General features: G+C 64.2%; 13 protein-coding genes. 7 read left to right on the top strand and 6 right to left on the bottom strand.

Going from position 1 to position 13,246, the window contains the following annotated elements:
* Positions 1 to 4: 4 nt before the first annotated feature.
* Both fliS and fliD read right to left on the bottom strand, forming a co-directional pair.
* Positions 5 to 403: a flagellar export chaperone FliS gene (gene fliS, locus DOM67_RS15500; protein ID WP_110677997.1), complete on the bottom strand. Its 399-nt coding sequence runs from the start codon at positions 401 to 403 to the stop codon at positions 5 to 7.
* Between the two features lie 21 nt (positions 404 to 424).
* Positions 425 to 1,753 carry a flagellar filament capping protein FliD gene (gene fliD / locus DOM67_RS15495; RefSeq protein ID WP_110677534.1) on the bottom strand — a complete coding sequence of 443 codons (1,329 nt, stop codon included), beginning with the start codon at positions 1,751 to 1,753 and terminating at the stop codon, positions 425 to 427.
* A 242-nt stretch (positions 1,754 to 1,995) separates the two neighbouring features.
* Here fliD and DOM67_RS15490 point away from each other — a divergent pair, with 242 nt between their 5' ends.
* The 7 genes from DOM67_RS15490 (at position 1,996) to DOM67_RS15460 (ending at position 6,781) form a co-directional block, all read left to right on the top strand.
* On the top strand, positions 1,996 to 2,496 hold the full coding sequence (locus DOM67_RS15490; RefSeq protein WP_110677532.1) for a hypothetical protein: 501 nt from the start codon (positions 1,996 to 1,998) through the stop codon (positions 2,494 to 2,496).
* A 132-nt stretch (positions 2,497 to 2,628) separates the two neighbouring features.
* On the top strand, positions 2,629 to 3,252 hold the full coding sequence (locus tag DOM67_RS15485) for a CBS domain-containing protein (protein ID WP_110677530.1): 624 nt from the start codon (positions 2,629 to 2,631) through the stop codon (positions 3,250 to 3,252).
* The gene (locus tag DOM67_RS15480) at positions 3,236 to 4,309 is read left to right on the top strand and encodes an asparaginase (protein WP_232825277.1); all 1,074 of its coding nucleotides are present in this window, start codon (positions 3,236 to 3,238) and stop codon (positions 4,307 to 4,309) included. The genes DOM67_RS15485 and DOM67_RS15480 overlap by 17 nt, the downstream gene beginning before the upstream one ends.
* Positions 4,306 to 4,995 carry a 7-cyano-7-deazaguanine synthase QueC gene (gene queC / locus DOM67_RS15475; protein WP_110677528.1) on the top strand — a complete coding sequence of 230 codons (690 nt, stop codon included), beginning with the start codon at positions 4,306 to 4,308 and terminating at the stop codon, positions 4,993 to 4,995. The genes DOM67_RS15480 and queC overlap by 4 nt, the downstream gene beginning before the upstream one ends.
* Before the next feature lie 27 nt (positions 4,996 to 5,022).
* Entirely contained in the window at positions 5,023 to 5,679 is a 657-nt protein-coding gene (gene queE / locus DOM67_RS15470; protein WP_110677526.1) for a 7-carboxy-7-deazaguanine synthase, read from the top strand.
* The gene (locus tag DOM67_RS15465; RefSeq protein WP_110677524.1) at positions 5,679 to 6,530 is read left to right on the top strand and encodes a 6-carboxytetrahydropterin synthase; all 852 of its coding nucleotides are present in this window, start codon (positions 5,679 to 5,681) and stop codon (positions 6,528 to 6,530) included. The genes queE and DOM67_RS15465 overlap by 1 nt, the downstream gene beginning before the upstream one ends.
* On the top strand, positions 6,527 to 6,781 hold the full coding sequence (locus tag DOM67_RS15460) for a YkgJ family cysteine cluster protein (RefSeq protein ID WP_110677522.1): 255 nt from the start codon (positions 6,527 to 6,529) through the stop codon (positions 6,779 to 6,781). The genes DOM67_RS15465 and DOM67_RS15460 overlap by 4 nt, the downstream gene beginning before the upstream one ends.
* A gap of 251 nt (positions 6,782 to 7,032) precedes the next feature.
* Here the strand turns inward: DOM67_RS15460 and DOM67_RS15455 are convergent, their stop codons facing one another.
* The 4 genes from DOM67_RS15455 to lon form a co-directional block, all read right to left on the bottom strand.
* Positions 7,033 to 8,055 carry an NADP-dependent oxidoreductase gene (locus tag DOM67_RS15455; RefSeq protein ID WP_110677520.1) on the bottom strand — a complete coding sequence of 341 codons (1,023 nt, stop codon included), beginning with the start codon at positions 8,053 to 8,055 and terminating at the stop codon, positions 7,033 to 7,035.
* A 132-nt stretch (positions 8,056 to 8,187) separates the two neighbouring features.
* On the bottom strand, positions 8,188 to 10,017 hold the full coding sequence (locus tag DOM67_RS15450) for a SurA N-terminal domain-containing protein (RefSeq protein WP_110677519.1): 1,830 nt from the start codon (positions 10,015 to 10,017) through the stop codon (positions 8,188 to 8,190).
* Positions 10,018 to 10,278: 261 nt separating this feature from the next.
* Positions 10,279 to 10,551, bottom strand: coding sequence for a nucleoid-associated protein HU-beta (hupB, locus tag DOM67_RS15445; RefSeq protein ID WP_035471690.1), 273 nt, complete (start codon positions 10,549 to 10,551; stop codon positions 10,279 to 10,281).
* Between the two features lie 178 nt (positions 10,552 to 10,729).
* On the bottom strand, positions 10,730 to 13,132 hold the full coding sequence (lon, locus tag DOM67_RS15440; RefSeq protein ID WP_110677517.1) for an endopeptidase La: 2,403 nt from the start codon (positions 13,130 to 13,132) through the stop codon (positions 10,730 to 10,732).
* Positions 13,133 to 13,246 lie beyond the last annotated feature (114 nt).

The following is a 13,246-nucleotide window of genomic DNA, read 5'->3' as shown; positions in this document are numbered from 1 at the left end:
TCGCTCACGGGGCAGCTCCAGAAGCACGCAGTTCGCGCCAACCCGAGCCGAGATCATCAAGGATAGCCGCAGCCCGAGCCAGCGGCGCGGCGTCGTCACGCAGGTTCGCCTGCAACAGCAGACGCGACACGTAATCGTAAAGTCGTGCCAGGTTGGCCGCTATCTCGCCGCCCCTCTCGTGATCGAGGGCTGCGGCCAGGCCATTGTTGACGATATCGATCGCCTTGGAGATCGCCGCGCCCTTGGCCTCGCGGTTACCATCTTGCAGGTGCAGCTGGGCACTGCTGATGGCCGCCTGAGCGCCATCGAACAGCATCACGATGAGTTGGTGCGGATCGGCGGACATTACCGCCGACTCCACCCCCACTCTGGCGTAGGCGCCCGCGCCCCGTCGGTTAGTCATCATCATGCTAGGCACCTGTCACTACTTGGTTTGTGCGCTGAGCGCGCTGAACTGTTGGTTCAGGTAGCTGCTCATGGAGTTCATCTGCGACACCATTGAGTCGAGCCGACTGAATTGCTTGCGATAGCGATCGATGGTGTCGGAAATCGAATCTTGCATGCGTGAGTATCGATCCTTGAGACTCTCCAGCGTCGAGTCGATACCATCGGTCGCCGCTTGCAGCGAGCCGCCGCTGTCGAGAATCGTCCCCAAGGTCTTGTCGAAGCTGCCGGCGAAACCGCTATTGCCATCGGCCCCGGCAAAGAACTGGCTGACGCCATCGGTGTTATCGGTCAGCGCCTTGTCGAGCTTGTCGCTATCGATCTTCAGGCTGCCGTCGAGCTGACGCTCGATGCCCAGATTGGAGAGCAGACGATAGTCGCCGTCATCATCGGTTGGCGTGCTCAGAGCACCACGCAGCCGCGACTCGATCGAGCGCATGGTGGAATTGCCCAGCAGCAGCCCTGCCGTATCGGTGCTCGCATCGTAGCGGGTGAGCGCATCGGCGGTCTTCTGCACCGAGTTGTAGGCATCGACGAACGCCTTCACCGAGGCATTCATCGAGTCAGTGTCCTTGGACACCGTGAGAGTCGCCGCGCTGTCGGTGGTGGCGTCGAGCTTGAGCGTCACCCCCTGAATGGCTTCCTCGACGGTATTCGACTGGCTATCGATGTCGACACCGTTGACCGTGAGCTTGGCGTTCTGCGCCTCCACCTTGGTTTCGAAGCTGAAATCGTCGTCGCTGGAGTAGGCAATCTTGGTGTCGGTACCTGTCTCGTCCGAGGTCATCACCAGACGATAGCCGTTACCGTCGTTGATGATGGAGGCACGGGCACCCGCATCCTTGTCATTGATGGCGTCGCGGATATCGCTGAGCGAATCCCCGTCGTCATAGTCGACATCGATCTGATCACCGTCGCCGACGGTGAAACTCAAGGTACCGCTGAGGCCAAGGTTGTCCGACTTGCTGTCGAAGTCCTTCGAGGCCGAGGACTGCGCCTGAGCCAGCTGCGACACATCGATCTTGTAACGCCCGGCCTCTGCGCCTTCGCTGGTGGAGACGCTCACTGCACTGCCGGTGATATCGCTGCCGACAGCGGTGAAGGTAGACGGATCGCCGAGCTTGCCGATGGCGTCGCGCAGCGCATTCAGCGAGCTCTCCAGCTTGCCGAAAGCCGACAGCTTGGTCTTGTAGCTGCTCTGCTGCGCGGCGATCGGCTCCAGCCGCTTGTTCTCGGCTTTTTCGAGATCGCCGAGCAGCCCGTTCAAATCCAGGCCGGAGCCGATACCCAAGGACGCTATGCTAGCCATGATGTCTCTCTCGTTCTGGATGCCATTTCTACCACGCCGGGCCCGCGCGCAGCGGCTGAATAGGCGTGATTCGGGTCGTCTTATCACATGATCGGCCGGCGGCCCACAAAACTTTAGCGCTTGGCACTACATCTTTATCCCGTCGCGACGCGGGCCCCCGCGTGCAAGCACGCGCGGGTGGCCAGACGACGGCCGAATAGGCGATCATAGGCGGCTGACGATTCGTCATTACTGGAGAAGACATGGACGCGAACTCCCTGTACGCCGATTACCGCCTGTGGCAACGCTTCCAGCGCCAGGATCAGCTGTCGCGCGAGCACCAGGCAGCCGTGCGCAAGCTGGCAGAGACCGGGGCCATGGCGTCGCGTGTCACCGAGGCCTACCGTAGCATGGCGGAGCGCGGTGCCAAGGAGGGCGCGAGCTATCGCACCCTGTTCCAGCGTCAGCGCGATAGCGGCGACAACCTGGCCTGCGAGGGCTGGCTGTTCGTGCGCCGGGTGCTCACCGAAGGGGGCACCACGCGTATCCGCGCCACTCTATTCGAGGGTTTCACGCTCGAACAAGGGACACTGACGCCCTCCCCCGACACGGGCATCAAGATCACGCTGGACATCTATGACGAATTACTGGTGCAAAACAGCCTCAAGCTAGGCTGTCGCACCGATCGCCACGACGACGCGCGCGACACGCGCTTCATCACCTTTCTGGATAGCGTTCGCGGCGATCTGCAGCAGCGCGGCTGAGCTCGCGCTGCCCCCTATAGCCGACCTGCCGCCGCACCGGTGACGGCGTGGCAGCAGGCCGGCAGCGTTGCATCCAAGCCGTTTCCTTGACTTAGACACTTCTCGATTCAGACACTTGCCGGGAGATTTTCGATGGACAAGACCCCCCACCCCTCCAAGGTCCACTTCAGCGCACTGCCACTGGCCAGCCTCGATGGCGTCAGCGGTATCGTCCAGCCCGAAACGCAGACGCACAGCGTCACGCTGGAGAGCCCGGCAGTGCTGCTGGTCACCGACTTCAGCGTCAGCCGGCCGCACACGCTGCCGACCTCGAGCTCCGTCGATCAGGCGCTGGAGACCATGAAGCAGGCAGGCGTGCGACTGCTGATGCTGATCAATCCCGAAGGCCGTTTCACCGGCGTGGTCAATGCACGTGAGCTGATCGGCGGCCGGCGCGTCACCCTGGCCATGCAGCAGCATCAGATCGGCCGTGACGAGGTGACCGCGGAGATGATCCAGACCCCGCGCAGCGAACTGCACGCCCTATCCTACAGCCGGGTCTCCCACGCCAGCGTGGGTGATCTGGTCGAGACGCTGAAATCCTCCGGCGATCAGCACGTCCTGGTCACCGAACCGGACGGCCAGGGCATCGAGCGCATTCGCGGCATGATCTCCGCTTCCGATATCAGTCGTGCCCTGAGCGTCGATTTCAACCACCCGCCGGAAGCGCGCACCTTCGCCTCGATCTGCAAGGTGATCCGTGGTTACGACCTCTGACGCAGCCCAGCAGCCTCTGCTCGTCATCTACGCTGGCGGTACCATCGGCATGCGGGCGTCGAGCCGCGGGCTGATCCCCGCCGGTGACATGGCCGCGCGCCTGGAGATGGCACTGGCGACGCTGCCGCCGCTTCGGCGGCGCGCGCTACCGGACTATGTGCTGTGGGAATCCCCCGAGCCGATCGACTCCAGCAGTGCGACCTTCGCCGACTGGTCGGCGCTCGCCGCGCTGGTCGCGGCGCACTACGAGGCCTATGCCGGCTTCGTCATTCTCCACGGCACCGACACGCTAGCCTGGTGCGCTTCGACGCTGGCCTTCCAACTGCAGGGGCTGACCAAGCCGGTGGTCGTCACCGGTTCGCAGCGCCCACTGGGCCAGCCGGGCAGCGATGCGCTGAACAATCTGGAAGCGGCACTGGCGTTCGCTGCCACACCCGGCTGGCGCGAAGTCGGCCTGTGCTTCGACGGGCGCCTGCTGCGCGGCTGCCGCGCGCGCAAGTGGTATACCCGCGATGATAGCGGCTTCGAAAGCCCCAACTGGCCGCTGCTCGGAGAGTTGGTGGATGGCGTGGCCGTGCTCTACCCGGCGCGTGCCTGGCGCATCGAAGGCGCGCCACGATTCGAACTGCCGGCAAGGGAGCGCGCGCCCCAGGTGGTCCGCGTGACGCTGTGGCCGGGCATCGATGCCATGCTGATCGAACGCTGGCTCGAGTCACCACAGGTAGCCGGGGCGGTGCTGGAGTGCTGGGGTAGCGGCAACCTGCCCGACGATCCGGCACTGATCGGCGTACTCTCGCGCGCCGCCGCCGAGGGCAAGCCGCTGGTCGCCCTCAGCCAGTGCCCGATCGGCGGCGCCGACCCCGGCACCTACGCCAGCGGCCAGATCCTCAACGACATCGGCGTCATGTCGGGTGATGACATGACCGTCGAGGCCGCCTGCAGCAAACTGACGCACCTGCTCGTCCAGGGCCTGCCCCCGGAGGAGCTCCGACGGCGCTTCCTCACGCCACTAGCCGGCGAGCGAGGCGCGTTCACGCCACAGGTTGATTGCGCATGACTTCCCCTTCGACACCCACCCCGGCCGCACCTGCCGTGGTGATCTACTCCGGCGGCATGGATTCGTTCACCGTGCTGCATCGCGCGCTGCGCGAAGGCTACGCGGTCCACGCGCTCTCCTTCGACTATGGCCAGCGCCACGCCCGCGAACTGGAGGTCGCCCGCGATGTCTGCCAAGCGCTCGACGTGCCCCACCGTGTGGTCGACATTCGTGCCATTCATCAGTTAATCGGCAACTCGGCGCTGACCGACAGCAGCCGCGAGCTGCCCAAGGGTGACTACGGCGAGGAGAACCTCACCGCCACGGTGGTGCCCAACCGCAACATGATCCTGCTCTCGCTGGCGATCGGGCACGCCGTCAACATCGGTGCCGCCAAGTGCTTCTACGGCGCCCATGGTGGGGATCACGTGCTCTATCCGGACTGCCGTCCGGCATTCGTCGAGCGCATGAATGATGTCGCCGCCATCGCCAACTTCGAAGCGGTCGAGATCGTCGCCCCCTACCTGCACGCCGACAAGGCGCGCATTCTCGCCGACGGGCTCGCCATGGGCCTGGACTACGCCGACACCTGGACCTGCTATCTGGGTCAGGCCCAGGCCTGCGGCGAGTGCGGCAGCTGTCGCGAGCGTCTGGGCGCATTCGCCAGCCTCGGGGTAACGGATCCGCTGCCCTACGCCATCCCCTGACCATCGCCAGATCGAGACATCCGCTTCATGTATAGCGTCAAGGAAGCCTTCTACACGCTCCAGGGCGAAGGCGCCCAGTCGGGACGCGCCAGCGTTTTCTGCCGTTTCACCGGCTGCAACCTATGGTCCGGGCGCGAGGTCGATCGTGCCCGCGCGCAGTGCACGTTCTGCGATACCGACTTCATCGGCACCGATGGCCAGAACGGCGGCCGGTTCGCCGACGCCGAGGCCCTGGCCACGCACCTCGCGGCGCTATGGCAGAGCACCTCGAACTCCGCCGGGGCGCGCCGCTACGTCGTATTCACCGGCGGCGAACCCCTGCTGCAGCTCGACCCACCGCTGCTCGAGGCGATGCACGCACGCGACTTCGAGATCGCGGTGGAGACCAACGGCACCCTGCCGGTACCGTCCGACGTGGACTGGATCTGCGTCAGCCCCAAGGGCGACAATGCGCTGATCCAGACCCGCGGCGACGAGCTCAAGCTGGTCCACCCGCAGCCGGGCGTCGACCCGCAGCGCTTCAGCGGGCTCGACTTCACTCACTTCTTCCTGCAGCCGATCGACCCTGCCCCGGGTCGCATCGCCACCGACCGCGCGCCCATGGCCAGCGTGGTCGACTACTGCCTGCGCCACCCCCAGTGGCGCCTGTCGCTGCAGACGCACAAAATCGCTGGAATCGATTGATGACCCTGTTCGTGAACAATCTGACCAATATCGACGCCTCGATCTGGTCACCGCAGCTCGGCCTGATGGGGGCGAGCTGGCACGTCGACGTCGAACTCGATGGCGAGCTCGGCGAGGACGGCATGCTGTTCGACTTCGGCGAGGTCAAGCCATGGATCAAGTCACGCCTGGACGCCGGCCTCGACCACACCCTGCTGGTCCCCGCCCAGGCCACGGGGGTCAAGGTCGAAGAGTGCCTGGAAGGACTCCATCTGAGTGCCGAACTCCCCTACTCGTTCGAAGTGCGCGCACCGCGCCAGGCGTTCACCATACTGCCCTGGGGCGAGATCAACGCCGAGCGTCTCGGCGCCTATCTCAGCCAGGAGCTGAGCAAACGCCCGCCGCCGCGGGTGGAAGCGATCCGTGTGCGCCTGCGCGAGGAGCTTCCCGACGGTGCCATCTACACCTACAGCCATGGCCTCAAGCACCACGCCGGTAATTGCCAGCGTATTGCCCATGGTCACCGCTCGCATCTACGCATCTGGCGCGACGGACAGCGCGATCCGGAGCTCGAAGCGCACTGGTCGCGGCAGCTCGACCACAGCTACCTGGTCGATGAAGAGGATGCGATCAATCCACGCGAGAGCGGTCCACTCAAGGTGCGCTACCGCAGCGCCCAAGGCCAGTTCCAGTTACGCCTGCCTCGGGAGCGCTGCCACATTCTGCCCGCCCCCACCACCGTGGAGCATATCGCCGCCTGGCTGGCCCGGCAGATCGCCCAGGCCAGTGGCGCGCATATCCGCGTGCAGGCGTTCGAAGGCATCGACAAGGGCGCCCTGGCCCAGCATCGCGGCGAGCCGAGTCCCGCATGAGCACCTGTCGCCCCGGGTGCGGGGCTTGCTGCATCGCCCCATCGATCACTTCACCCATCCCTGGCATGCCTCACGGCAAGCCCGCAGGCGTACGCTGCGTCCAGCTCGATGACGACTATCTATGCCGGCTGTTCGACGATCCCCGGCGCCCCACCGTCTGTACTCGCTTCAACTTCGACCCGGAGCTGTGCGGCGATACCCGCGGACAGGCACTGCAATTGATCACCCGCTGGGAGCACGCCACCCAGTAAGCCGCCACACCTGTAAGGTGTCATGGCTTCCACAGCCATGACTGGCAAGACCCGGCACTGAACGCTCCCACCTCCTCCTTGCCTGCCAAGATCAGGGGGCGTCACACGCAAGAGGCCTCGACCGNNCGGTCGAGGCCTCTTTCATGGTGACAGCGGCGCGACTTCCGTTAAAAAGCGCTACCGCACCAACAGCACTACCGCCGTAACAACATGGTCATGGCGGCATGACTTGCAAGATAACGGTATAAGCCTCAGACGTCGGCAGCGCTGGCGTCGAGTCGAACCAGCATCTTGCCCTCATTGTCACCGGAGAAGAGCTTCAGAAACGCTTCCGGTGTCCGTTCGAGGCCCTCGACCACCGTCTCGCGATAGCGCACCTCGCCGGCGGCGACCCGCGGCGCCACCTCGGCCAGGAACGTCGGGTAGTGGGCCCAATGCTCGGCGACGATGAATCCCTCCATGCGCGCCTTACGGAACAGCAACCGATTGAGATTGCGCGGGCCGTCTCCCGCCTGGGCGTCGTTGTAGCGGTCGATCAGCCCACATACCGCGATACGCGCGTGGTCGCGCAAGTTGGCCAGCGCCGCATCCAGCAGCGGCCCGCCGACGTTCTCGTAGTAGACATCGATACCCTCCGGCGCCGCCTCGGCCAGCGCCTGGGTCAACGCCTCCACATCCTTGCCGCGATAGTTGACCGCCTTCGCGCCGAGCCCTTCGAGCCATTCGCACTTGGCATCGCTCCCGGCGACACCAACCACCTGGCAGCCTGCGGCCAGAGCCAGTTGCACCGCCAGCGAGCCCACCGCTCCGGATGCCGCACTGACCAGCACCCGCTCTCCCGGCTGCATCTGCGCGATCCGGTTGAGCCCGGTCCAGGCGGTCATGCCGGGCATGCCCAGCACGCCGAGATAGGCCTGAGGCGGCACCTCGTGCTGAGGTAGCGGCTCGACCCGGTCGGCCGACAGCTGGGCCACATCGCGCCATCCCGCCATGTGGCGCACGAGATCGCCGGACGCGAAGCGCTGATCGCGGGACGCCACCACCTTTCCGACAGCACCGCCGTCCATCGGCGCATCGAGGGCGTAGGGTTCGACATAAGTGGTGACGCCACTCATGCGTCCCCGCATATAGGGATCGACCGAGAGCCATAGATTGCGCACCCGCACCTCACCCTCGGCCAGGGGGTCGAGCGACTGTTCACGCAGCGTGAACTGATCCTGACGCGGCAAGCCCTGAGGGATCTCGGTGAGTGCGATATAACGACTGGTAGCCATAATAGAAAAAGCCCTCCTGGCAGGTAGATACGTCGATCAAGCCTAGGAGGGCATACGGCTCCCGGCAAGTCATAAGCTTGCCGGGATCTGAGCGCCTGGAGGGTGGGAAGGTTCAGCGCTAGATGAGTACACTCATGGCTTCTCGATCTCCGCTTCGCTCTGCAGCGACTCGCTCAGGCCCTGAATGGCATTCTGCGCCTTGATGCGCTGAGCCAGACGCCGGGTGAAGTCGGCGCTCTGGGCATCGGGCTTGCCGGCCGCGACCTTGTCGAGCGCGACGACCGCCACGGCATCCGGCAACTCGGTGCTAGTGTAGGTGGCCCCATCGGCAGCCGGCCGCGGCAAGCGGAACGCCGCTTCCAGTACCGGCTGCGGCACGCCGTCGGCATCGTCGCGGGTGACCTCATCGACACGCTGCCAGGAGAGCCCGGATACCGTCTTGCCCTGCTTCAGGCTCGCCACGGCCTGCTCGGCCTGGGCCTTCAGACGCTGGCGCGTCATCTCGGCCTTGACCGCGGCAGTGACCCTGTCGCGCACCTGCTCGAGGGGCAGCACGCTGGCGTCACGATGATCGACCACCCGCAGCACCACGCGCTGCTGGGCGTCGGTCTCGATGGCCTCGCTGTTGTAGCCATCCTCGAGCACGTCCGGCGAGAACGCGGCCGCGATCACGTCTGGATTGGAGAGCACGCCCTCACCGCCACCATCGCGTGAGAACCAGTCACTGCTCTTCAGCGGCAGCCCCATCTGCTTGGCCACGCTGGCGAGATCGTCGGCTTCGTAAGCATCATTGGTGAGTTTCTGGACCGCTTCGTTGAAGGCGTCCTGCGACTGTGCCAGCTGCACCTCCTTGACCAGTGCCGCCCGATCCTTCTCGAAACTGGGGATCTCGATGTCGGTCACCTTGATCAGGTGCAAACCGTAGTCCGACTTGACGATCTGAGAGACCTGGCCCTGATCCAGCGAGAAGGCGGCATTATCGAACGCCTTGCCGAAAAAGCCCTTCTGGATGACACCGATGTCACCGCCCTTGGCAGCGGAGGAGCTGTCATCCGAATAGGCCTTGGCCAGCTTGGCGAAATCCTCGCCTTGGGCCAGCTTGGCCTGCACCTCTTTCAGCCGCGCGCGCGCCTGCTGTTCGGTGCGGTCACCATCGCCGTAGGTGACCAGGATATGCGAGACCTGACGCGGCGCAGCCTTGCGATCCTGTTCGTAGGCCTGGCGCAGCTCGGCATCGGTCACCTCGACGTTATGGGCCAGATCCTGCTGATTGAGCACCACGTAGTTGACCTTGACCTGCTCCGGACGCCGGAAATCGTCCTGGTGCGCCTGATAGTACTTCTGAATCTCGGCGTCGCTGGGCGTGACCGGCTGGGCCAGATCGGCTGGCGTCAGCCGCGCGTAGCGGAAACTGCGCTGCTGCTGTTGCAGAGCGGCGAGACGCTGCTGCTCAGCGGGCAGCACGAAGGCCGACACGGCCAGCCCCTGCTGGATCTGACGCCGCAGGGTGTCGGCGCGCAGCTCGCGACGAAACGCCGCCGGCGTATAGCCGGCCTGAGCCAGGCGGGTGGTGAACAGCTGGTCCGAGAAGCGGCCCTGCTGATCCTGGAACTCGGGCAGCGACACGATGATCTGATCGAGCTGGGTATCGGAAACGAACAAGCCACCAGACTCGGCGTACTGATCCAGCGTCTTCTGACGAATCAGCTGGTCGAGCACCTGAGCTCGATACTGACGCTCCTGCTCCGGCGGTACCTGGCCGGAGCGAATGCCCCGCTGCACCTGAGTCTCCAAGGCCTGACGACTGATCGCCTCGCCGTTGACCTTGGCCACGTCGTTGCTGCCCGACTGGAAATAACTGACCAGTGACTCCGCGCCAAACAGCGCGAAGGTCACGATGATGGCCCCCACGATGACCTTCGCCACCCAGCCCTGGGAGCCTTCACGAATTTTCTGCAGCATGCTGTCCTCGCATGTCGGTAACCCTATCTCCGGAGCGCATCGTACACCGCCGCACGCGCCCCATGCATCCCCGCCGCGTGGCCCAGGGGCCGCCATGGCAGGCTCAGCGACAGTGATCGTCGCACGCCGGGACACTCCGAAAGGCAGTCATAAAAAAAGCGCATCGCTAAGGCGATGCGCTTACATGGTTACGGACCTGACCGTGCGTAACAGCCGCAGCTAAGTCACCCGCGGGAACAGGGCCCGTGTCACGCGGCAACCTTAGTTGACAGCGTCCTTGAGCGCCTTGCCCGCCTTGAAGCTGGGCACCTTGGCAGCACTGATGTTGATCGGCTTGCCAGTCTGCGGGTTACGGCCGGTGCGTGCAGCACGCTCCTTGACCGAGAAAGTCCCGAACCCAACCAGTGCCACGGAGTCGCCGTTCTTCAGGCTGTCGGACACGGACTCGATCATGGCGTCGAGTGCACGCGTCGCAGCTGCCTTGGGAATGTCGGCAGACGCGGCAATGGCTTCGATCAGCTCGGATTTATTCACACTTCACCCCTTGACTGTGTACAAAATTGAGAGGAAATCGACGCGCAATCTCTAACTGCGATAGCGATCACAACAAGTGGGCATTTTATAGCAATGCTCCAATTATGCTGTCAATCAAGATCGTGAGAAAAACCGCGTCACGTCTGACTTCACGCCTCGAATTCGCGCCGGAATTCGATCAATGCGTGCTGACATTGGCCTGCGATGAAGCGGCATCGTCGGCACGCTTTTCATCGACTTCCAAAGGATTCGTCAAGGCCACCGCCAGCACTTCGTCGATCCACTTCACTGGGCGGATATCCAACGCGCTCTTGATATTGTCAGGAACCTCCTTGAGGTCCCGACGATTCTCTTCGGGAATGAGCACCGTCTTTATACCACCGCGCCGTGCAGCCAGCAATTTCTCCTTCAGGCCGCCGATCGGCATCACTTCACCACGCAAATTGACCTCGCCGGTCATGGCCACATCGCAGCGAACGGCGCGCCCGCTGTAGGCGGAGATCATCGCGGTGACCATGCCGATGCCGGCACTGGGGCCATCCTTGGGGGTGGCGCCCTCGGGCACGTGAATATGCAGGTCTTCCTTCTCGAAGCGCTCCGGGTCGATGCCCAGTTGCGGGGCCCGTGCGCGCACCACCGTGTGGGCAGCGCTGACCGACTCCTTCATCACGTCGCCCAGCGAGCCGGTCTTGTTGAGACGCCCCTTGCCCGGGGTCACCACCGACTCGATATAGAGCAGCTCACCGCCCACCGAGGTCCACGCCAGGCCGGTGACACGCCCCACCTGATCGTCCTGGTCGGCCAGACCGTAGCTGTAGCGGCGCACACCGGCGTAGCGATCGATATCCGCCGCCGCCAGGGTCTGTCCCGCCTGGGCGCCCTGGCCCTTCTCCGCCTCCAGACGCTCGCGCAGCACCTTGCGGCACACCTTGGCGATCTGGCGCTCGAGCTCGCGCACGCCCGCCTCACGAGTGTAGTAGCGAATCAGTTCGAGTACCGCTTCGTCACCGAAGGTCAACTCCTGATCCTTGAGCCCGTTGGCCTTGAGCTGCTTGGGGACCAGGTAGCGCTTGGCGATGGCCAGCTTCTCGTCTTCGGTGTAGCCCGGCAGCCGGATCACCTCCATACGGTCGAGCAGCGGCCCGGGAATGTTCATCGAGTTGGCGGTGCAGATGAACATCACATCGGAGAGATCGTAGTCGAGCTCCAGATAGTGATCGTTGAACTTGTCGTTCTGCTCCGGATCGAGCACCTCGAGCAGTGCCGACGCAGGATCGCCACGATGATCCATGCCGATCTTGTCGACTTCGTCGAGCAGGAACAGCGGGTTGCGCACCCCTGCCTTGCTCATGCGCTGGATCAGCTTGCCCGGGAGCGAACCGATATAGGTGCGCCGATGGCCACGAATCTCGGACTCATCGCGCACGCCGCCCAGCGCCAGGCGCACGTAGCGACGATTGGTCGCTCGCGCGATCGACTGCCCCAGCGAGGTCTTGCCCACCCCCGGCGGGCCGACCAGACACAGTACCGGCCCCTTGAGCTTCTTGACCCGCTTCTGCACCGCGAGATATTCGAGAATACGTTCCTTGACCTCTTCGAGGCCATGGTGATCCTCGTCGAGCACCTTGGCGGCCAGCGGCAGATCGTGCTTGACCCGGGTGCGCTTCTTCCACGGCACCGACAGCACCCAGTCGAGATAGGAGCGCACCACCGTGGCCTCGGCGGAGGTCGGCGACATCATCTTGAGCTTGTTCAGCTCCTGGGTCGCCTTGTCTACGGCCTCCTGCGGCATGCCCGCTTCCTGGATCCGCTGCTCGTACTTCTCGGCCTCATTGGGCACGTTCTCGAGCTCGCCCATCTCCTTCTGGATGGCCTTCATCTGCTCGTTGAGATAGTACTCGCGCTGGGACTTCTCCATCTGATCCTTGACCCGCGACCGGATCCGCTTCTCGACCTGCAGCAGGTCGATCTCGGACTCGATCAGCGCCATCAGGTGCTCGATGCGATCGCGCACGCGATCCATCTCCAGCAGCTCCTGCTTGTCATCGATCTTCAGCGACAGGTGCGCGCAGATGGTGTCGACGAGCCGGCTGGGGTCCTCGATCTCCTGCAGAGAAGAGAGCACCTCACTGGGCACTTTCTTGGACAGCTTCACATACTGCTCGAACTGGTTGAGCAGCACCCGAACCAGCGACTCCTGCTCGCGCTCGCTGAGCGGCTCGCTGTCACGCGGCGTGGCATCGGCAGCGATGTAGCCGCCCTCTTCCTCGACCACGCGCTGCACGTCGACGCGGAAGGCACCTTCGATCAGCACCTTCACGGTGCCATCGGGCAGTTTCAGCAGCTGTTTGATATCGGCGACGGTGCCGACGCCGAACAGGTCATCGGCGCCCGGATCGTCATGCGCCGCTTCACGCTGGGCGACCAGCAGGACGCGCTTGTCGCTCTCCATGGCTGTCTCGAGCGCGCGAATCGACTTTTCGCGACCGACGAACAGCGGGATGACCATCTGCGGATACACCACCACGTCGCGCAGCGGCAGCAGCGGAAGTTTGAGTGTCTGGTCTGAGCTCTGCGCCATTACAGCATTTCCTCGACAAACGTTCGGATGGGTGAGCCACCAGAGCGGCAATAGCGGGGTACGTGGGGGCGAGGCCCCCAGGTTCCAAGGGGGCGTGACCTCGACCTGACACGC

Origin of the sequence: Salinicola sp. RZ23 (assembly GCF_003206675.1) — a bacterium.
In the GTDB taxonomy this organism is placed as follows: domain Bacteria; phylum Pseudomonadota; class Gammaproteobacteria; order Pseudomonadales; family Halomonadaceae; genus Salinicola; species Salinicola endophyticus.
This window is presented reverse-complemented; position numbering and strand designations above follow the sequence as displayed.

Coding starts and splice junctions, on each gene's coding strand:
- DOM67_RS15490 (WP_110677532.1), top strand. CDS start 1,996: ATGGACGCGAACTCCCTGTACGCCGATTACCGCCTGTGGCAACGCTTC.
- DOM67_RS15485 (WP_110677530.1), top strand. CDS start 2,629: ATGGACAAGACCCCCCACCCCTCCAAGGTCCACTTCAGCGCACTGCCA.
- DOM67_RS15460 (WP_110677522.1), top strand. CDS start 6,527: ATGAGCACCTGTCGCCCCGGGTGCGGGGCTTGCTGCATCGCCCCATCG.
- fliS (WP_110677997.1), bottom strand. CDS start 403: ATGACTAACCGACGGGGCGCGGGCGCCTACGCCAGAGTGGGGGTGGAG.
- lon (WP_110677517.1), bottom strand. CDS start 13,132: ATGGCGCAGAGCTCAGACCAGACACTCAAACTTCCGCTGCTGCCGCTG.
- DOM67_RS15450 (WP_110677519.1), bottom strand. CDS start 10,017: ATGCTGCAGAAAATTCGTGAAGGCTCCCAGGGCTGGGTGGCGAAGGTC.
- fliD (WP_110677534.1), bottom strand. CDS start 1,753: ATGGCTAGCATAGCGTCCTTGGGTATCGGCTCCGGCCTGGATTTGAAC.
- queE (WP_110677526.1), top strand. CDS start 5,023: ATGTATAGCGTCAAGGAAGCCTTCTACACGCTCCAGGGCGAAGGCGCC.
- queC (WP_110677528.1), top strand. CDS start 4,306: ATGACTTCCCCTTCGACACCCACCCCGGCCGCACCTGCCGTGGTGATC.
- DOM67_RS15465 (WP_110677524.1), top strand. CDS start 5,679: ATGACCCTGTTCGTGAACAATCTGACCAATATCGACGCCTCGATCTGG.
- DOM67_RS15455 (WP_110677520.1), bottom strand. CDS start 8,055: ATGGCTACCAGTCGTTATATCGCACTCACCGAGATCCCTCAGGGCTTG.